This window comes from Snodgrassella sp. ESL0323 (genome assembly GCF_013346865.1).
GTDB classification, from domain to species: Bacteria; Pseudomonadota; Gammaproteobacteria; order Burkholderiales; family Neisseriaceae; genus Snodgrassella; species Snodgrassella alvi.
This window is the reverse complement of sequence record NZ_JAAEDT010000019.1, coordinates 53,049-73,967: the sequence shown is the minus strand read 5'-3', so window position 1 is coordinate 73,967 and position 20,919 is coordinate 53,049. Positions and strand designations below refer to the sequence as shown.

Annotated in this window: 18 protein-coding genes and 1 tRNA gene; 5 read left to right on the top strand and 14 right to left on the bottom strand. The window is 40.0% G+C overall.

Features of this window, described 5'->3' with window-relative positions:
* Positions 1 to 100: 100 nt before the first annotated feature.
* Both GY065_RS07685 and GY065_RS07680 read left to right on the top strand, forming a co-directional pair.
* Positions 101 to 193: transfer RNA gene (locus GY065_RS07685), tRNA-Ser, on the top strand.
* A 299-nt stretch (positions 194 to 492) separates the two neighbouring features.
* The gene (locus GY065_RS07680; RefSeq protein WP_174833684.1) at positions 493 to 2,472 is read left to right on the top strand and encodes a ligand-gated channel protein; all 1,980 of its coding nucleotides are present in this window, start codon (positions 493 to 495) and stop codon (positions 2,470 to 2,472) included.
* Between the two features lie 216 nt (positions 2,473 to 2,688).
* Here the strand turns inward: GY065_RS07680 and GY065_RS07675 are convergent, their stop codons facing one another.
* From GY065_RS07675 to leuC, 14 genes are all read right to left on the bottom strand, one after another.
* Positions 2,689 to 3,447, bottom strand: a complete 759-nt coding sequence (locus GY065_RS07675; RefSeq protein WP_174833683.1) for a TatD family hydrolase — start codon at positions 3,445 to 3,447, stop codon at positions 2,689 to 2,691.
* A gap of 42 nt (positions 3,448 to 3,489) precedes the next feature.
* A complete protein-coding gene (locus GY065_RS07670) occupies positions 3,490 to 3,939 on the bottom strand; it encodes a ProQ/FINO family protein (RefSeq protein ID WP_037474262.1) in 450 nt (149 codons plus the stop codon).
* A gap of 123 nt (positions 3,940 to 4,062) precedes the next feature.
* Positions 4,063 to 5,160 (bottom strand): chorismate synthase, encoded by a 1,098-nt coding sequence (aroC, locus tag GY065_RS07665; RefSeq protein WP_174833682.1) that lies wholly within the window; start codon positions 5,158 to 5,160, stop codon positions 4,063 to 4,065.
* A 251-nt stretch (positions 5,161 to 5,411) separates the two neighbouring features.
* A complete protein-coding gene (locus GY065_RS07660; RefSeq protein ID WP_174833681.1) occupies positions 5,412 to 5,654 on the bottom strand; it encodes a hypothetical protein in 243 nt (80 codons plus the stop codon).
* A gap of 354 nt (positions 5,655 to 6,008) precedes the next feature.
* Positions 6,009 to 7,154 carry an AAA family ATPase gene (locus GY065_RS07655; protein ID WP_174833680.1) on the bottom strand — a complete coding sequence of 382 codons (1,146 nt, stop codon included), beginning with the start codon at positions 7,152 to 7,154 and terminating at the stop codon, positions 6,009 to 6,011.
* The gene (locus GY065_RS07650; RefSeq protein WP_174833679.1) at positions 7,151 to 8,014 is read right to left on the bottom strand and encodes an RNA ligase family protein; all 864 of its coding nucleotides are present in this window, start codon (positions 8,012 to 8,014) and stop codon (positions 7,151 to 7,153) included. Before GY065_RS07650 ends, GY065_RS07655 begins: the two co-directional genes overlap by 4 nt.
* Before the next feature lie 572 nt (positions 8,015 to 8,586).
* Positions 8,587 to 9,123 carry a membrane integrity-associated transporter subunit PqiC gene (locus tag GY065_RS07645; RefSeq protein WP_174833678.1) on the bottom strand — a complete coding sequence of 179 codons (537 nt, stop codon included), beginning with the start codon at positions 9,121 to 9,123 and terminating at the stop codon, positions 8,587 to 8,589.
* Entirely contained in the window at positions 9,123 to 10,760 is a 1,638-nt protein-coding gene (gene pqiB, locus GY065_RS07640; protein WP_174833677.1) for an intermembrane transport protein PqiB, read from the bottom strand. The genes GY065_RS07645 and pqiB overlap by 1 nt, the downstream gene beginning before the upstream one ends.
* Positions 10,747 to 12,084: a paraquat-inducible protein A gene (locus GY065_RS07635; protein ID WP_174833676.1), complete on the bottom strand. Its 1,338-nt coding sequence runs from the start codon at positions 12,082 to 12,084 to the stop codon at positions 10,747 to 10,749. Before GY065_RS07635 ends, pqiB begins: the two co-directional genes overlap by 14 nt.
* Before the next feature lie 107 nt (positions 12,085 to 12,191).
* A complete protein-coding gene (gene leuB / locus GY065_RS07630) occupies positions 12,192 to 13,262 on the bottom strand; it encodes a 3-isopropylmalate dehydrogenase (protein WP_084548022.1) in 1,071 nt (356 codons plus the stop codon).
* Between the two features lie 91 nt (positions 13,263 to 13,353).
* Positions 13,354 to 13,995: a 3-isopropylmalate dehydratase small subunit gene (gene leuD, locus GY065_RS07625; RefSeq protein WP_174833675.1), complete on the bottom strand. Its 642-nt coding sequence runs from the start codon at positions 13,993 to 13,995 to the stop codon at positions 13,354 to 13,356.
* Positions 13,996 to 14,061: 66 nt separating this feature from the next.
* The gene (locus GY065_RS07620; protein ID WP_174833674.1) at positions 14,062 to 14,202 is read right to left on the bottom strand and encodes an entericidin A/B family lipoprotein; all 141 of its coding nucleotides are present in this window, start codon (positions 14,200 to 14,202) and stop codon (positions 14,062 to 14,064) included.
* An 18-nt stretch (positions 14,203 to 14,220) separates the two neighbouring features.
* Positions 14,221 to 14,346 carry an entericidin A/B family lipoprotein gene (locus tag GY065_RS07615; RefSeq protein WP_078474712.1) on the bottom strand — a complete coding sequence of 42 codons (126 nt, stop codon included), beginning with the start codon at positions 14,344 to 14,346 and terminating at the stop codon, positions 14,221 to 14,223.
* Positions 14,347 to 14,441: 95 nt separating this feature from the next.
* On the bottom strand, positions 14,442 to 15,848 hold the full coding sequence (gene leuC, locus GY065_RS07610; protein WP_174833673.1) for a 3-isopropylmalate dehydratase large subunit: 1,407 nt from the start codon (positions 15,846 to 15,848) through the stop codon (positions 14,442 to 14,444).
* Between the two features lie 1,522 nt (positions 15,849 to 17,370).
* Here leuC and gshA point away from each other — a divergent pair.
* The 3 genes from gshA (at position 17,371) to gshB (ending at position 20,876) form a co-directional block, all read left to right on the top strand.
* Positions 17,371 to 18,729 (top strand): glutamate--cysteine ligase, encoded by a 1,359-nt coding sequence (gshA, locus tag GY065_RS07605; protein ID WP_174833672.1) that lies wholly within the window; start codon positions 17,371 to 17,373, stop codon positions 18,727 to 18,729.
* A 94-nt stretch (positions 18,730 to 18,823) separates the two neighbouring features.
* The gene (gene trpS, locus GY065_RS07600) at positions 18,824 to 19,834 is read left to right on the top strand and encodes a tryptophan--tRNA ligase (protein WP_084562248.1); all 1,011 of its coding nucleotides are present in this window, start codon (positions 18,824 to 18,826) and stop codon (positions 19,832 to 19,834) included.
* 70 nt (positions 19,835 to 19,904) lie between these two features.
* The gene (gene gshB / locus GY065_RS07595) at positions 19,905 to 20,876 is read left to right on the top strand and encodes a glutathione synthase (RefSeq protein WP_174833671.1); all 972 of its coding nucleotides are present in this window, start codon (positions 19,905 to 19,907) and stop codon (positions 20,874 to 20,876) included.
* The last annotated feature ends 43 nt before the right edge of the window (positions 20,877 to 20,919 follow it).

The window sequence follows — 20,919 nt, the reverse complement described above, 5'->3', positions numbered from 1 at the left end:
CTACTATAGTGTTAGCCATTAAAACTCTATTTTAAGCTATTTCTTCGCGGATTTTATTTGACATCCTGGCGTTCATCGGGTATAGTGCGCTCTTCTCAACGGAGAGTTGGCCGAGTGGTCGAAGGCGCTCCCCTGCTAAGGGAGTATACGGGCAAAACCTGTATCAAGGGTTCGAATCCCTTACTCTCCGCCATATACTAAAATCCCTGAATTACATTTCAGGGATTTTTATTTGCCTGCTTTTTAATTAAGAACATCTATCACTATTATTTGGGTAGATCAAAAAGCATTTATTCGTTCGGCAGTCATTGTGTTGCGTATATGCATACAGCAAACTAATTCAGATGGTATGTTTTTTTTGCATTTGTCAATAAATCAGATGCATTTTATGTATATATATGTTAAATTAAATAATGATTACTATTATCATTTAATTTAATAATAATTATTTTATTTTTTATTGAAATGCAATCGTCAGAGGTTTGTTGTTATATGCGTAAACTGATTCATCATTCTTTTTCACTGGCATTATTGTCTTCACTGATATCTCCTTTATATGCTGCAGAGGCAGAATTGGATGATGTGGTGGTAACAGCTTCCGGATTTAAACAACAGGCAAAAAAAGCAGCCGCTTCAATTACTGTAATCAATGCTAAAGAGCTTGAAACTAAAGAATATCATGATGTAACAGATGCTTTGCAGGATGTCCCGGGTGTGGTGGTAACTGGTGGCGGAAGTACTAAGGATATCAGTATCCGTGGTATGTCCAGTGGTTATACCATGCTGCTGATAGATGGCAAACGGGTAAATTCGCGCGGGGTTCGTCCTAATTCAGATGGCCCGGGAATTGAACAGGGCTGGATGCCGCCAATTTCAGCTATTCAGCGCATTGAGGTGATCCGCGGTCCTGCTTCAGCATTATATGGATCAGATGCAATGGGCGGGGTGATTAATATTATTACCAAAAAAACAGCTGCAGACTGGACTGGTTCAGTTAAAACAGATGCAACCATACAACAGCACAGTAATAGCGGGAATACATTGCAAAGCAGCATTTATGTGTCCGGTCCGCTAATTCAGGATAAATTAGGCATTCGGGCCAATGTCGGGTATTCCCATCGTCAAGAAGACAATATTATTGGGGGATATAAACAGCAGCGTATGCGCAACGGTAATCTGATGCTGTCTTGGACACCGGATGATAAAAATACAGTTGATTTCGAAGTAAACCGCAGTTTACAAAATCGTAATGGCAGAGTAGGCAAAACCATCGATCCTAAACCAAGCAGAGGGAGAGTTCCTACTGATGATTACACTCTGTATGATCGTAATCAGTATAGCATTACTCATCGTGGCTACTACGATAAAATTGATACTCAGACATATATTCAGCGTGAGGAAAATAATAATCCGTCACGTGATATGCATGAAAAAAATACCATTTTTAATACCCAAACTCAGTATCGCCTGAATAAACATACGCTCAGTGTAGGTGGCAGATGGCAGCGGGAAGAACTGAATGATACGGGTAACCAGCTTGTTATTAACGGGCGGCGCTTAACTCATCTGGAACGTGATTCATGGGCAATTTTCGGGCAAGACGAATGGCGTATCTTGCCGAAATTTGCCTTGACTGGTGCAGCACGGCTGGATCATGATGAAAATTATGGCACTGAAATAACCCCAAAACTTTATGGTGTGTGGACACCTAATGATCAATGGATAATTAAAGGTGGTTATTCTCGTGGATATAAAGCACCTGCGCTACGTGCAGCAAGTAGTGGCTGGGGGCAGGAAACCGGAGGCGGGTATTCTAAAGGAATTATTGTGGGTAACTCGAATCTTAAACCGGAAAAATCAGATAATTTCGAAATCAGTTTTAACTGGGATAATAACCGTAATCTTTCTGCCGGTTTAACTACTTACTACACAAAATTTAAAAACAAAATAACGGAAGTACGTACCTGTCAGGGGGATGCCGGTTCAAATGCCTGTTCTTGGCGCAATGAGTATTTTGATTTTATCAGTCAGCGGGAAAATGTGGATAAAGCAGTTTTACGCGGTATAGAGGCAACATTTGCCTGGAAAATAACACCAAAAGTGGACTGGTCTGCTAATTATACCTATACACATAGTGAACAGAAAAGCGGTCAGTTTAGTGGTAAGCCATTAAATGAAATGCCAAAAAATATGTTCAATACAACACTTAACTGGAATGCGACTGAAAAACTCTCTGCATGGGCAAGATGGAATTACCGCAGCAGAACTTCAGATTATTTGTCACGAACTTCTATGGCAATTGGTAAACCATCATATGGTTTTGTCGATACCGGGCTGGTATTCAAACCAAACAAAGATTTCGTTTTAAGTGGTGGTATATACAATATTCTTGATAAAAGAGTAGATCAGAAAGATTATGGTCGTACCCTGGATGGACGTCGCTATAATATTAGCGCACAAATTAATTTTTAAACTAAGGTGTCAATGCCGGGGAAAAGTGATTCCTTTGTTTTAACTGTTTAAAAGAGCCTAAAACCTGCCAGTTTTCAGTCATGAAAACTGGCAGGTTTTTAAATGTAAGCTGTATTTAAATCAAAGAATTGTATTAACTATTAAATAAGTCTCTGACTAAATTGAATTGTGTTTAAAAATATATATTCAAATAGAGTAAAATAGGTATATGAAATTTTAATGAATGATTTTAAACATGTTTTTTCTGGTAATAGTAGCAATATCCTCCCAGTGACAGTTGCGTAAGCTAGCTATAATTTCAGCAATCTGACGCAAATTATCAGGGCTGTTTTTCTGCTGAGGATGAGGGGACATATAGGGTGCATCGGTTTCAATTACCATGTGCTGTAAAGGAAGTTTTTCAGCTATATGCCGAATTTTTTTGGCCTGTGTTCGTAAAAGCAAAGAACCGATACCAATGAGGAAACCATGCTTTATCCAAGCCTGAGCCTCCTGTATGCTGCCTGAAAAGGCATGAGCAATGCCTCCATAAGTAAAATGGCAACGTTTAATACTCTGTAAACATGTACCGGTAGCATGAACATGGTGAATAATGGCTGGGCGCCGCATTTTTTTTGCCAGTAATAACTGGGACTCAAAACAATTAATTTGTAAATTTTTTTCTGCTTCGTTATGCGCGCGTGCAAAATCCAGACCAATCTCTCCCATTATTGTGTGAGGATGTGCTTCTAATAGGAATTCAAGTTGATTCAGTGCAGAATCATTATAATTGGCGGTATACCAGGGATGGATGCCTATTCCGGCATAAATGCAGGGATAAGTTTCTGCCAGCCGGATAGTTGTCAGCCAGTCAGCTGGCGCAGTGGCCGGTACAAGAAAGTGGCTGATATGTTTATCACTAGCCTGTTGCAGCACTTGTGCCAGATTTTCTATTAGCGGGCTGTGATTGAGATGGCAGTGGCTATCAAATAGCATAAAATTAAAAACACGAGCCTAAGGCTCGTGTATCTGTAGATATCAGTTTGGTGTTTGTTCTTCGCCGGAACTTTGATTATTTTCTGAATCCGCGCAAGTAGCAATGGTCGCCTCAGTTACAGCAGCTTCAGCTCCTGTTGCCGGCTTAGCTGTCTGCATGCAGGGATGCTGTTTGGCAATTGCCTGTTCTTCCGGTGAAACCTCACCTTTGAAGCGATTATTTAAATCGAAACGCTTTCCTCCGCGGGCCAGAGACTTGATATATCTTGGCCGGCGACAGTGATTAGCCAGAACGCGGGCAATAAGGGTCGGATCGTATTGGGGTAATGCGGTAACTAAATCCTGATCAATGCCGATCGCCAAGGGTTTAAAATGTTTAAATACATCATATTTACGATAGATATGTTCGGCAATCATATCTGTTTGCTTTTTTTTGCTCATGGTTTGTACAGCTGATTTCAGTGCTGCACCCAAAGCAGTTTCTTGACTCATAAGGTTACTTCCTTGTGGGTTTATGGCCATTTCAGTGAATTGATATTAAATTAATTCACCGATTTTTAGTGATAACTTAACAATTATGGCTATCAAAATTAATATTCAGAATTAAGCTTCATGTTATAAATAATGAGCAATATCAGGTGTTTCTACGTGAATGTCTGCATTTTGCGCACGCTGGCGCAAAGCATGATCCATAAGTACCAGGGCAAGCATCGCCTCTGCAATTGGTACTGCGCGCAGTCCGACGCAAGGATCGTGACGACCGTGGGTAGCCAGTATAATCGGCTGACCATGAATATCTATAGAATGGCGCGGAGTGGCAATGCTGCTGGTGGGTTTAATAGCCAGATTAATATGTATATCCTGACCGCTACTAATGCCTCCGAGGATACCCCCGGCGTTATTGGACTGAAATCCTTCCGGTGTTAATTCATCTCCATGTTCGCTGCCTTTTTGGTATATACATCCAAAACCTGCACCAATTTCAACACCTTTGACTGCATTAATGCCCATCATGGCATGAGCGATATCTGCATCAAGACGATCAAAAACCGGTTCACCTAATCCGACAGGAACGTGGCTGGCGGTAACATGCAGTTTGGCTCCTATGGAATCACATGCTTTGCGTATGCTATCCATATATTGTTCCAGTTCTTCAATCTGGCTTTGATTAGCGATAAAAAAAGGATTATTATTTATATAGGAATAATCTTCAAAAGAGATTTTCTTTTCACCAATTTGGGTGATATAGGCAATAATTTCAGTATTAAAATGCTGCCGTAACCATTTTTTTGCTACTGCGCCGGCTGCAACCCTGGCAGCTGTTTCTCGTGCTGAACTACGTCCGCCGCCACGATAATCTCTGATACCGTATTTATGCCAGTAGGTATAATCCGCATGTCCGGGACGGAAGCTTTGAGCAATATTACTATAATCTTTACTGCGCTGATCAGTATTTCTGATTAACAAACCTATTGGTGTGCCGGTAGTTTTTCCTTCAAATACTCCGGAAAGTATCTCAACAGTATCTGCTTCTCGGCGCTGAGTCACATGGCGGCTGGTACCTGGTTTACGTCTGTCCAGATCAGGCTGAATATCGGATTCATTCAGTTCCAGACCCGGCGGACACCCGTCTATGACACAACCAAGTGCAGCACCATGGCTTTCACCAAAGGTGGTAACAGTAAGGATTTGTCCGAAAGTATTACCAGCCATAGGTTTTACTCTTACTTTTTAAATATCGAAATAATTTTGCTCTTGAGTTTAGCACGGTTTATACGGTTTAGGCATAATTTGTCTGGCGGTTAGCCTGTTTTTGTCGCAGATGCTTTGATATGGTTATAAATTTACCAGTTTTATCAGAAAAATTACCGTTTATAAGCAAAATACTGATGCAATAAGCCTGATACGCTGAATTGATATCAAAATAAATAATGTTGTTAACTAACTGATTAGAAAAAATATTTCTACTTATTTTGTGGCTGCTTTTTTGAGGTAGGTGTTTTTGTCGGCTGATTGGGTGATTCTGTACCGGCAATAACTGGTGGTTCTGATGGTAACGGTTTGGTTTTAATCGGGAAATTAATTGAGGTGCCTAGACCAAAATTGTGATTACCACCACCAATGCCGACTGATACATTGGAGGGCATACCAACACTGCATGCACTGAGCAGAAAGAAAGCAATAAGGGAAAGAGGTATGAATTTCATAATTTTTTAGGACAGAATTTTTTTTATTATAAAACTTTCTGACTATCTGGCGAATAAATTTATGCTGATATTGGTGCGATTTTGTTGTACTTACTACAGAGAGAGCTTATTTGTTATCAGATATAAAGTTGTCTGAAAGTTGAAATTCTTACAGAGTTCAGATCGTCGATGATGATGTGTAGATTATAATTTAAATATATCTCTGTAATTATTACCTTCATAAAGTTATGGAATAATATGAATTTTACCAATGACTGATATCAGTGAGCTTTAAAGAAAATAGTTTAAAATATAAATGAATATTGATTAATGATGGGGCTCTACAGAGCCCATCATAGTTTGTGTCAGTTACATTCAGTTTCTATTTATTAAATAAGTTACCTTATGCGCTTCGGTCGGTAACGGTACTTCCCATTTAGAAAACATTTGTTTAATTCTTTTATTAGGCAAACTGGTATTCCGGCTTGAATTGCGCTGATATAATGTTTTTTCAGATTGTTCAAGGTAAACAATTTCAACCTCAGCATGATAGGCATAAAGTAAATTTAATGCTTTTTGGCGCATATCCTGAGATAGGTGAGTTGCATTCCAGATGAATGGCTGTTTATCTCTTAAATATTGCTTTACTTTGGCCAATACAGCTTGAATTACTAATCCTTCATTTTGACCGTACTTTAATTTAAGCTGATTTCTGGCGTCATCATAAGAAGCTACCGGTAAAGTTGGTTTATATTTGTTTACCCAGCCATTTTTACCTGATGCAGGCAAGCCCGACATTAAAATAACTTTAGCTCCTTTCTGTGGGTACAAAGCATAATCAGGCCAAACATTGGCACCGCGAAAATATTGTATCCGAGTGTAATCGTCTATGAATTGCCGCGGCTGATATAAACATTTTTCTTCAAATGCTAATTGTTTAAAGAGCTCAACTTCATCAAGTATTCTGTTTTTATCAGCGCAAATACGACCCTGTATATCAGCTTTTGCTTGCATACACAGCATCCAGACTGGCAGCTCCCAGGATAGGCAATGGATTAACCATTCTGGTGATTTATTTCTGATATTGTCACTTAATGCATAAAACGGTACCTGATGGACACGTATAATCCGACAGATTTTTTCTCTTAATTCAAACGGAATACCCAGGCGCCATAATAATATTCGACTGCTTATTTCACCTTTTTTTGAATGTCTTGGTTGTGAAATTCGTCCGCTAATCTCATCGATTATTGTCGTTTCTGGCTTGGCAATGTCATGTAACAAAGCAGTCATGAATAATATAAACTGCTCTTCAGGAGCGGATTTTGCAAACTCATCTTGCGCAATTAATGCTCTTAGTACCATTTGAGTGTGAATCCAGACATTACCTTCACCATGGTAATATAGATCTTGAGGCGTGGTAATTAATTTATTCAGTTCAGGTATGCAGTTTAGCCACTGATCAAAATTATCTTTGCTAATACTATAGGCAATTTCCTGTTGTAATTGTGAATAACTCATAAATCATCTCCGGATAAAAATTCCTTATTCCAGTTGATGGTTAGTTGTGGCGTATAAAGCTCAACTTTTTCAGCTAATTGGTTGGGAATAAATGGTTGTTCTGAGTGGTGCTGACCAGAATCTAATATGGATTGAACAAAATCCTGTCTGACCCATTTTAAACGACCGGTTGTCGTATTTTCCGATTCAATTTTTAAATATAATCCTTCCATAAAATCGGAGTTATCGCACTGTTTCCATGCTTTTATTAAATCAAATTTTTCCTGAGCGACGATTTTCTCAAAACAAACCCGCCAATTTTTTGATTTGGCTAAAGAAAATTTAACAAGTGTCAGTAAGTCACATAATTTTTCCGGCGCTATACCAGAATACAATACCGGAACAGACAGAACAGGGCCATTTATGAGTAATTGATGGCGTTTGTGTGTCGATAAGAAATGATTATTATGTCTGTCCCAAATATCGAATTCACAAAAATAATGTGGTAATGCATCATAAAAAATTGCATGTTTTTTATGCAACCACTCACCATACATAATATAGCGATCTTCTAAGCGTTCTAACAGCCAGCTTTCATGTGCAGTTGCCCAGTGTTTAAATAAATTAAATTGGCGTTCTCTACTGCCTCCTGTCAAATAATGACCGCGTGATTGCAATAAAAGTTCACCACTCTTAGAGAAACTGATTGCACAGTTAGCACCATCAAGTTTTTCTTCTACTACAATATATTGTCCGGCTAATTGATGATAAGGTTGCTGACCATGTTCAATATCACCAGACTGTAAACGCGAACTTTCTAAGTGTGTTGTACGCGGGTATTTAATTAATTCTAAATTTTGAATATAAGTGTCCGTTGTCATTTTGTTTTCTCCGGAAAATTAGGGAAAACCGACAAGGCAAAGATCTATAGATTGAACTGAAAAGTAGAGGCTTTATAAAAAAAGCGAAACGACAATAAGATAGAATATACCGTGCCGGCATTAAGATAAAGTGTTAACTACAGGCATTTTGCCACCTCTTAGAATTTAAATATTAATTGCAAAAGCGGCGCCATTATCATTTTCAGTTGATTTGTTGTCAAGTAGAATAATTATTGGGTATTAAAAATAAGACTGTACGATCGAATAAATAGTAATATTAATATATTTATAAATATTTAATATAATTTTAATTTATATTCTGTCTGCTGATTCAATAGCTGTTACTGAATATTAAAACGTTTAGCAATTTCTGATAATTGAGTAACTCAAAAAAATCTGATGTTAATAATAAATTAAATTTTTGAATTAACATCAATCGATTGAATTCGGAAGCAGTATTGATTATTTCTATAGTTTTTATGTTAATCAAAAATTAATCTGCAAAGAAATTGAAGCTTTGATTCAGTTAGTTTAACAATCCGGGTAAAAAATTTATATACCCGGATTAACGATTAATTATATGGAGCTATGCTTTTGGCAACACTACTGAGCCCTTGTGCCAGAGCATGCACCATATTATTGTAGCCATTGCCCTGCTGAGGTAGCCGGACATTAAAATTCTGACCACGTTCATTATTAATACCCTGCCAGCTGCTGTAACCACTGATGTAGATATAACCATCATAGCTACCTTGAAAAGACTGAATATATACAGTTAGTGTGGTTTTGGATTTATTTTCAGGAGTAAACAGATAGCGAATACTTTGTTTATTAAGTTCATTGGCCAGAGTCTGACTAATTTCACCGCCAAGATCATCAGCCCATAGATGCTGCTGAGCAAAGTGCAGAGTTGTCGGACTGTCCTGATAAACTAAATTTCCCTGATTAAGGCGTTCAGCCAGTACTACTTTAAGTTGTACCGGAATTCTCTGGCTGCCGGCCGGCAATTGATAGTTACTACCGGGTAGCTGATAGTAGGTAACCGGATTACCGGCACATGCACCAAGCGTCAGACTGACAGCACAGACAAGTGGTAACAAAATTTTCATTATCTGGCTCCTTTTGGTTCTGGATCATGCCCGCGACGGTTAAAAATCAGGGCATTGGGTTGTTGTTTCAGTGTTTTCAGTGTTGGCTGTGCATCTTTCAGGGTGCTGTCAATACTTTTCAGGGTTTGCTGAATATCACCATATAGAGGTGAGGTGCTGGATACACCTTGTAATGTAGTCCGTAATTCTTTCAGAGTAGCCGCCAGCTCAGCAGGTAGTTGCTGAGTTTTATTTTGTGACAACAAGCGGTCTGCACTGGCCAGAGTCGTTTTTAATTGCGCCAGTGTCATATCGAGCTGTTTCATGGTGTTTTCTATAGGCAGCTTATTCATTTTGGCTAATAGTGCAGTCAATTGATTCTGGATCATATCAAGTCCGGTATGGGTGCTGCTGATAACGGTATATCCCTGATATTGTGCTACTGGTTTAAACAGTGATTCTCCCGCTTGTGCCTGAGATAAACTAATATACTGATTACCAGTAATCAGATTGTCTTTTTCCAGAGATGCAGATAAACCCAGATTAAGTGCCTGTTGGATTTGCTGCTGCCAGATTTTATCATCCTGTTTGCCGGCATTTATTTCCATACGTCCTGGTTCAATACGCAAACGAACTGGTATCCAGCCATGCTGGAAGAGTTTATGGCTGTCATTCGGGGCAAAGTATGGTACATCTGCAACAGAACCGATATTAATACCCTGATATTCTACCGGAGCACCAACGCTCAGGCCGCGTACAGATTGCTGGAAGAATACAACATAGTATTGGGCACGATTTGTCGGCAGGTTATCCAGTTCCCGTTCGCTATTGTAGAGAGTAAATTCTGTGTTGTTGGCAACAGGATTGCCTTTACCTTCAAACATGGTTTTGAATACGATTGCACCGGAGAGCAGTGCGGGTATGGGGGCAGAATCAATATGTACACCGCCGCCTGTAGCAGTAACCTGAAGACCTGTTTGCAGCCAGAATTTAACCTTGTCGCCTATCAGGCTGTCATACGGACTATTGATGTAGACCTGATAATGTACGCTGTTGTCTTTAGGGTCAAAATAGGCTTTTTCAATTTGTCCGGCACTGATATCTCCGTAAAGTACCGGGCTGCCCGGATTAAGCAGCTTGTCACTGTGGCCTTTCAGACGCAAACGCATACCACTTTGCGATATGGCAGTAACAGGAGGTAAATCAGCTACGGTAAATGTTTCTGCTCTTTCTTTGCTGTGCCCCGGAGTAAAAGCGATATATGAACCGGAAACTAAGGTATTCAAACCGGTAATACCACTCTGATCTATACGTGGTTTAACAATCCAGAACTGAGTGTCTTTGCGTAGCATATTTTTGACGTCAGCTGTCATCTGCGCTTTGATTTGTACGCCTTTTTCATCTGGGCTGATTCTGATTGCAGTAACTTTACCGACGGTGACATTCATAACTTTAATGGTAGTCGTGTTAATTTCAAGCCCGTCAGCATCTTTTATATACAGAGTAATTTCCGGCCCTGTATGGCGCAGATGCTGAAAAAGCAGCCATGCACCGGTTAATAATGCCAGTACCGGAATAATCCATACCAGTACGTTGAAGGGTGGGTTACGTTTTATAGTGGCAGTTGCCTGCGGCGTCTGATTATCAGATTGACTCATGATGAGAATGCCTTTTACTGCTGTTTTTATAATGAGGTTTATGGTGTTTTCTTTGTTGTACTGCTTCATCCCAGAGTAAACGCGGGTCGAAACTCAGTGCAGAAACCATGGTCAGGATGACAACTGCACAAAAATAAATAGTGGCGGCACCAGGGGTTACATTGGCCAGTGGTGTGGAAAATGCCGACATGAGAATGATAACAACAAAAATATCAATCATTGACCAGCGTCCGATTGATTCGGTAATACGGTAGAGTATGGTTAATTTGTGTGCAGACATTAATGGCCGGTAGGCAGCAGAATACAGTAAAACCAGCATAGAAATAATTTTCAATATGGGAATGGCCATACTGGCACTGAATATAACAACTGCAATTAAAATGTCACCATCATTCCACATGTATTCTATACCATCAAGAATGGTACTGGAGAGATTGGTGCCCGGCGAGCGGGTTATCATCATCGGCAATAAATTGGCCGGTATATAGAAAATAATGGCTGCCAGCAGAAAGGCCATACTAATGCTCAGACTTAACGGTTTACGGCGGCTCAGATATGAACCGCAGACGCTGCATACATTCAGGCTGGCTGGCTGCTCAAAAAGACAGTAATTACAGTTAATGGTGTCAGAACCATTGTTCTGTAAAACAGGATCATTGCCGGTAAGGCGCTGTATCTGATAAAAAATCCAGTGTTCAGGTACACCCTGAGAAGTGCGGATAAGTAAAATGGCCAGTACCATCATCAGCCAGAAAGCAAATCCGAAATGAATTTGTGCCATACCACTGATTTTGATATAAGCTACCAAAGTGGCAATATAAAATACATCGACCATAATCCAGTGGCGCAAACGAACCAGTGTACGGGTAGCGTATAGCATACCGGGTAATATCTGCCGGTAGCGCAAACCTGTGTATACATACAGACACAATAACAGAAACAGTATCGGCGAACCGAAAGTTAACAGGAACATGACTTCTGCCAGCAAAGAATAATCCTGCTGAGCCAGTGTCTCAACCATATACGGAATAGTTAGTTCTACATGTATGCCAAGTAAATCTATGCTCATGTATAACTGTGTATACACAATTAACATGATAATTAATGAAGCAATAGCATAAGCTGTTGGCGTATCCAGTGGATGATGTTCAATTCGGACCAGATGCTGCCTGCAACGGGGGCAATGAGCATATTCGCCGGGAGTCAGCGAAGGAATAGACAGAGAAAGACCACAGCAGGGGCAGCCAACATGATGTGCCGGCAGGCTGCCATCTGGCAAGTCAGCTAATGAAGTATGCGCCTGTTGTGTGGAATGGTAGCTCAAGATATCAAATTTCAATTATAAAAAAGCTATATAAAAAATAACTTAACAGAGATATGAATTCTCTGTTAAGTTTAATATACGTAATTTAATGATAATGTGCAATTATCTTATAACGCAGCAAGTACGGCATCACCCATCTGGCTGCATGAAATACGCGTACAACCTTCTTCAAATATATCACTTGTCCGCAAACCTTGTGCCAGCACTTTGCCTACAGCTGCTTCGATTCGCTGAGCCGCATCTTCGTTATTCAGGCTGTAACGTAAAAGCATCGCTAAAGAAAGTATAGTAGCCAGCGGATTAGCCAGATTCTGACCGGCAATATCAGGAGCAGAACCATGGGAGGGTTCATACATGCCCTTACCGGTTTCATTAAGAGAAGCAGAAGGCAGCATACCAATAGAGCCGGAAAGCATTGAAGCCTGATCAGAAAGAATATCACCAAAGATGTTGCCTGTTACGATAACGTCAAATTGCTTAGGTGCTTTAACCAGTTGCATGGCAGCGTTGTCTACGTACATATGGCTGACGCTGACATCAGGATAATCTTTACTCATTTCTGTAATGATTTCACGCCATAACTCTGTTGTTTCCAGTACATTGGCTTTATCGACGGAACAAAGTTTTTTGTTGCGTTTTTGTGCTGCTTCAAACGCAATTTTACCGATACGGCGAATTTCACTCTCACTGTAACGCATGGTGTTAATACCTTCGCGTTCACCGTTAGCTAATGTATGAATTCCGCGCGGTTCGCCAAAATAAATATCGCCGGTTAATTCACGCACGATAAGAATATTCAATCCGGAAACTACTTCCGGTTTTAATGTAGAAGCATTGGCCAGCTCTGGATAGAGAATTGCCGGACGCAGATTGCCAAAAAGATTAAGGTCTTTGCGTATGGCCAGCAGACCGCGTTCGGGACGTAAAGAACGTTCCAGTTTATCGTATTGAGGGCCGCCGACTGCGCCAAGCAATACTGCATCAGCCTGACGACAGATATTCTGAGTAAATTCAGGGTAGGGATGTCTGTATTCATCATAGGCTGCTCCGCCCAATGGTGCATACTGATAATCTGCATCCAGCCCCTCTGCAATCAGTTTGTCCAGAACACGTACGGTTTGTCCGATGATTTCCGGTCCGATACCGTCACCGGGAAGAATCGCAATATGTTTGCTCATTTTATTCTTTCTGCTTATCGATTAATGACTGATAATTTTGAGTCGTCAGTTAGTTTTTCAGATTATAAATGATTGAAAATTTCTGATTCAGTCAGGACTGATACAGCCATGGTTGTTGTTGCTTATGTTTATTTTCATATGCTTTGATAGCATCAGCATGTTGCAATGTCAGTCCGATTTCATCCAGACCGTTAAGCAGACAGTGTTTGCGGTGTTCAGTAATCTCAAAATGATAATGTTTTCCGTCCGGCGTGTTAACAGTTTGTTCCGGCAGATTAATATTTAGCTGATAACCTTCGTGAGCTGTCACATTGTGAAATAAGAGATCAACGATTTCTTCAGGCAGAACAATAGGTAATAAACCATTTTTGTAGCAGTTATTGAAAAAGATATCAGCAAAAGAAGGTGCAATAATGGCACGGAAGCCATAATCATCCAGAGCCCAGGGAGCATGCTCACGGCTGGAGCCGCAACCGAAGTTTTTCCGTGTGAGCAGAATATGCGCGCCCTGATAACATGGCTGATTAAGCACAAAATCAGGATTTAGCGGACGTTTACTGTTATCCATACCTGGCTCACCATGATCCAGATAACGCCATTCATCAAATGCATTCGGCCCAAAGCCGCTGCGTTTAATGGATTTAAGAAATTGTTTGGGAATGATTGCATCAGTATCTACATTAGCGCGGTCAAGAGGCGCTACGAGAGCAGTAAGAGTAGTAAAAGATTTCATGCGGTATTTCAGTATTTTGTAGTTTATGATTGAATTTTATGCAAGCCCTTGCGGGCTTGCATACAGTTACATTTCTGAGCGTACGTTGTCAGAAGCATTACTTACAGCCTGACCACCGGCAGAAATATCGCGACCTACACCGGAAATAGTATGACAACCGGACAGAAAACCAACAATAGCAAGACTCAAAAGCATTAATTTTTTCATGATTTTATCCTTGTATTATTATCTGTTGGCAGCATTGGATAAGTGTTGACCACCAGCTTTGACGTCCTGTCCCACGCCGTGAATTGTATGGCAGCCAGTAACTACGGCCATAACCATTGCAGCAATTAACAACATTTTTTTCATACCATACTCCTTTAACAAAGATAAATATTTACAAATTCAATCAGAACTACATGCTTATCATGCACGTGCTGGCTTAAAACTGCAAGTTATTCACTTTATATCTGTCGCACATCGGTAAAATGTCCGGCAATGGCAGCAGCAGCGGCCATTGCCGGACTAACCAGGTGAGTACGTCCGCCGTTGCCCTGTCTGCCTTCAAAATTCCGGTTAGATGTTGAGGCACAGCGCTCTTGCGGCTGTAAACGGTCTGCATTCATGGCCAGACACATTGAGCAGCCCGGTTCACGCCACTCAAAACCGGCTGCTGTAAAGATTTTATCCAGTCCTTCTGCTTCTGCCTGCTGTTTAACCAGACCGGAACCGGGCACAATCAATACCCTTTTTACATTATCTGCTTTGTGATGTCCTTCTGCGACACTGGCAGCAATGCGTAAGTCTTCAATTCGTCCGTTTGTACAGGAACCAATAAAAACAACATCTACCGGAATCTCGTTAACTGGGGTACCAGCTGTTAATCCCATATATTGTAATGCGCGCTGCATACCTTCCCGTTTAACTGGATCAGTTTCAGCAGCCGGGTCTGGTACCTGCTGATTGACTGCAATCACCATTTCGGGTGACGTTCCCCATGTTACCTGTGGTTCTATATCTGCAGCATTAAAGTGATAGGTTTTATCAAAATGTGCGCCTTCATCGGATACTAAAGTGTGCCAGTAGCTAACAGCCTGATCCCACAGTTCACCCTGAGGTGCAAAATGACGGTCTTTAATATAATCAATAGTTGTCTGGTCGACGGCAACCAGACCGGAGCGGGCACCGGCCTCAATGGCCATGTTGCATAAGGTCATGCGGCCTTCCATAGAAAGATTACGTATAGTCTCGCCGCCAAATTCAATTGCATAGCCTGTACCGCCGGCTGTACCAATTTGCCCGATAATATATAAAGCAATATCTTTGGCTGTGATACCTGTTTTGAGGGTGCCATCGATTTTAATCAGCATGGTTTTTGATTTTTTTGCAGTAATACACTGTGTTGCCATCACGTGTTCTACTTCTGATGTGCCAATGCCATGAGCAAGCGCCCCGAATGCACCATGTGTAGAAGTGTGTGAATCACCGCATACTACTGTCATCCCAGGTAAAGTTGCTCCCTGTTCAGGGCCGACAACATGCACAATACCCTGATTGATATTTTTAAATGGATAATATTTCTCTACACCGAATTCACGAATATTTTTATCCAGTGTATTGACCTGAAGTTTGGATATCGGGTCAGTAATTCCTTCATCCCAGTGATCGGTCGGGGTGTTATGGTCAGCAGTGGCCACAATGCTTTGTTCACGCCAGAGCGGACGGTGAGCAAGTTTCAGTCCCTCAAAAGCCTGCGGACTGGTTACTTCATGTACAAGATGGCGGTCAATATAAAGTAAAACTGTACCATCAGCCTGTTCTTGGACAATATGGCTATTCCACAGTTTTTCATATAAGGTTTGTGCTTTCATTGTAGTAGCTTTGTTTTGTTATGTTTTATGTGTGATGCATCTTAATACTGTTAAGGTGGTTTTACAAGTATTTTGTCTAAAAATAAATTTTTGGACTAAAATAAGTGAAATTAAAAAATATTTTAGACTAAATGTCTAATTTGTACTTATCAAATTCTCTACAAACCACACGGATAAATGACTCTTTAATATATAACAATCATTTAGTTTATGCTGGTTAGTCAGAACTTTGTGTAGTAAAAAATTATAAATAATGGAGATTACTATTTTACAAAGGTTAGAAGTTATCGGTCCCAGGCTTTCTGGTATTTTTTAATTGATAGTGATGCTTTTGCTTTGATATCTGTGTTAACTTAATAGATGTGTCTGCTTAATTTAGCAGTAATCAGAAAAGAGCATGTACAAAGAATGATTTACCTGTTGATGTCTAAATTTTTATATTATGAAAAATTAATATTTCATTAAATTATATATAACCTAATTTGTTTTACCACAATTTAGAGATAATAAATCTTTTATAATCAAATATAATCAAAGTTTTTTACCAGTAAATTTTAATAGTATGAAAGTAATTTTTTATCTGCTTACTAAAAAGAGCTTGCTAGAATTATTAATCATTTTCATAATATCCTTTATGTTGTTTTTTTTATATTTTGGTGGATTTTCTTACGGGGAATGGATAGCCTTAAATATATACCCTTTTATGGCAGGGTTGAGTTCATGGATGTTTGTAAAAATAATAATACATACATTTAAAATAAAGAATTTATTAAAGTATAATTTATTTATATTTTTAGTTATTGTTCTATTATGTATATTTTTTATGTATATTCTAAAAAAATTATAATAACATTTTGAGAGTCTGTATGACTTTCATGAATTATTAATAACTACATTACATTATTGTTTATCAAAAAGATAGTAATTCAGGTACAAAAAGCAAAGCCGGAAATAATTACAATAAGCCTTGGGACAATACCAGTATATGTAAAGTAGAACATACTGGACGTAAATCACGTTCCCAGGTTAAACAAAGTAAGGTAACTTTCGATATGGGTATAAATTGCAATACTAAGGATGATAGCATACGAAAATTATTTATCTGGGAAAACTATCTGATTAATTCCAGAATGCCTAAATTTCACTATATCTGTTTGTTATGTGAATTAGAACTAGCTATTTATCTGCTGTAAGTATAAGTAAACCTATATGGGAATTATGAAAAAATCCCAAGTGATGTCCTATGGTTTTATAACAGGCAAAAGAAAATAAATAAAATATTGAAAGAAAAACTACTGGGGAGAATTTGCTGAAGGTTTGAAAAACTATTATAGAAAAATTTTGAGACTATTCTCGCGGCTGGTATTTAGATTTATATTTATGGTTGCCGCTTGAATCTGTCTAAAAATAAAACCTTTAGTTCAGCCAAACTTAAAAAGAATACCCTCTGAACTGGCAAAATTATATAGAATACCGCATGTGCAGCAAAAATGCTGGGTATGAATGTAGAAAGGAATGAAATATGAGTTTACCTGATGTAGCCTCAGCGCATCGTGAAGAATTGCAGGATTTTGAACGTGTAATTTTAGCCAGTCAAACACAGATTGAATCATGGTTTCGAGCTCAATGGCGACATCACCACGCTCCTTTTTACGGTTCTGTGGATATTCGTAACAGCGGATATAAATTAGCCAGCATAGATATGAATCTGTTTCCGGGCGGATTTAATAATCTGAATCCTGTTTTTCTTCCGCTGGCATCAGTAGCAGCCCAGAATGCCGTAGAACGTGCCTGTGCAGATGCACAATCTGTTTTACTGATCCCGGAAAATCATACGCGCAACACTTTTTATTTACAAAATGTCTATGCGCTGTATTCCATTTTGCGCAATGTTGGATTAAATGTCCGTATCGGAACCCTGAATCCTGAAATTACAGAGGTTACCACACTGGAAACTGCACTGGGTGATCACATAAGACTTGAGCCAGTACAGCGACAGGGCAATCTTTTACAACTGGCTGACGGTTTCACTCCTTGTATGATTCTCTTAAATAATGATTTATCTGGCGGTGTGCCGGAAATATTGCAGGGTTTGGAGCAAACATTATTGCCTCCGTTAAAAGCTGGGTGGACCACAAGGCGTAAGAGTACTCATTTTCAGGCCTATAATCAGGTAGCTTCTGAGTTTGCGCAGTTAGTAGGTATAGATGAATGGACAATTAATCCTTACTTTGAAGTTTGCAGTGGTCTGGATTTTACCAGTCATGAAGGAGAAAACCGGCTCGCTGAAACTGTAGAGAGGCTACTGCAGCGTATTCAGCATAAATACGATGAGTTAGGTATTCAGGATAAACCATTTGTTATTGTTAAAGCCGATGCCGGTACTTATGGTATGGGTGTAATGAGTGTGCATTCTGCTGAAGAAGTACGCAGTTTAAATCGTAAAAAACGTAATAAAATGGCTAAAATTAAAGAGGGCCTGGAAGTAAGCGAAGTAATTGTACAGGAAGGAATTTATACTTATGAAACGCTGAATGGGGCAACAGCCGAGCCTGTGGTATATATGATGGACCGGTTTGTCATTGGTGGTTTTTACCGGGTACATCAGGATCGCGGACCGGATGAAAATCTGAATGCAGTTGGTATGCATTTTGTACCATTACAATGCAATATTGCTTCTCTGGATACTCAGAGCGCTGAAGAAGCAGCCAGTAAACGGGAATTTAAACCATGGGAACAGCTGGGCATACCGCAAACAGAAAATGTCACTCAGGCCAGAGATTGCGAAAGTATTCGTTTATATGTTTACGGAGTGCTGGCCAGACTGTCACTTCTGGCCGCTGCCATTGAGTTGGAAAATATGTCTGAACCGGCGGTTTAATTTATCCGGATCGATTATATGATTCGCTGAATATCAAAGTATGAAAACCGGCCTCAGTATTAATAAAAATTTATTTTTAAAGTAAGTGTTTATAATGAAAAAAATTCGTGTTTTAACTGGTGTAACGCCAAGCGGAGTTCCTCACCTGGGTAATTACGTAGGGGCAATTCGTCCGGCAATACAAGCAAGTATGAACTCAGAAGTAGAATCTTTTCTGTTTTTATCTGATTATCATGCACTAATTAAATGTCATGAGCCTGAAAAAGTCCATGAATCTACCAAAGCAGTAGCAGCAACCTGGCTTGCCTGCGGTCTTGATCCGGAACGGACAACTTTTTATCGTCAGACTGATATTCCTGAAGTAATGGAGTTGAACTGGATACTTACCTGTAATACAGCCAAAGGCCTGATGAACAGGGCACATGCCTATAAAGCTGCGGTACAGGAAAATGCAGAAAAAGGGCAGGAAGATCCGGATCACGGAGTTGAAATGGGGCTGTTCTGTTATCCGATGCTGATGAGTGCGGATATACTGATGTTTAATGCGGATAAAGTACCGGTAGGACGTGATCAGATTCAGCATCTTGAAATGGCGCGCGATATTGCCGGTCGATTTAATCATCGTTATAAACCGTTATTTACGTTACCGGAAGCTCAAATTGATGACAACGTTGAAACTCTGGTAGGGCTGGACGGCCGGAAGATGAGCAAAAGTTATGGTAATACCATTCCATTATTTGAGTCTGAGAAAAAATTGCAGAAAGCTGTTAATAAAATTGTTACCAATCTGAAAGAACCCGGTGAAGCCAAACAACCGGATGAAAGTCCGCTGTTTGATATTTATAAGGCATTTGCGACTCCGGCAGAAACTTTACAGTTTACTCAGATGCTGGCTGACGGGCTGGCCTGGGGTGAGGCTAAAAAAATTCTGGCTGCAAAAATTAATGAAGAACTGGCTGAAAAACGTGAACGTTTCGAGCAGCTTAACGCACAACCATCCTTAATTGAGGATATTTTGCAGGCTGGAGCAGTAAAAGCACGTCAGACAGCAAAACCTTTGCTGGAAGCTGTACGTGAAGCTGTGGGTATCCGCTCACTCAAATAAATAACGTGGTAATTATCCGGACGGGAATAATTTTATCCTGGCCGGATAAAAATTCTAACAGGTAAATTCAATGAAAATCTTATTTATTGCAGACCCGATGGCGAGTTTCAAGACTTATAAAGATACGACTTATGCCATGATGCGCGAAATGTCTCAGCGGGGCTGGAAACTGTTTCACACATTAGCCGGTGACTTGAGTGTGCAAAATGAGTATGTGACAGCAAAGGCAGATGAATTTGATTTTATTGGAGCAAAAGATAAATATGACCATGCATGGTTTAATGTTTTATCTCAGCAGCAATATACCTTAAATAGTTTTGATGCAGTAATCATGCGTACAGATCCGCCTTTTGATATGCAGTATCTGTACGCAACTCATTTGCTGACACTGGCTGCTAATCAGGGTGCGCATGTATATAACAGTGGTCAGGCTATGCGTGATTTTAATGAAAAACTGGCTATTCTGAATTTTCCTGAGCTTACCGCACCAACACTGGTTACTACCCGCGCTGCAGACATACGTGAATTTTTAACCCGGCATCATGACATTATTATTAAGCCTCTGGATGGTATGGGAGGAATGGGTATCTTTCGTCTGACGCTAAGTGATCCCAATATCGGCAGTATTCTGGAAATGCTGATGCATCTGGATAGTCGAACTATCATGGCACAACGTTATATTCCGGAAATTGTGCATGGTGATAAACGTATATTGGTTATTGGCGGAAAAGTCGTTCCGTATGCGTTGGCTCGTATTCCGCAGCATGGTGAAACGCGCGGAAATCTGGCTGCCGGAGGAAAGGGTGTGGCTCAGCCATTGAGTCAACGAGATCAGCAGATTGCAGAAACACTTGCTCCGGAACTGGTACGCAGAGGGATTTTACTTGCCGGCCTGGATGTTATTGGTGATTACCTCACTGAAATTAATGTAACCAGCCCGACAGGTTTTCAGGAAATTACCAGTCAGACTGATTGTAATGTACCGGCACTTTTTGCTGATGCAGTGGAAGAAGCCGTCCGCTTATATGGCTATCCGGTTTGAAACTTAAAAACTCAGTTAAAAATTCAATATAACAAGGATAATA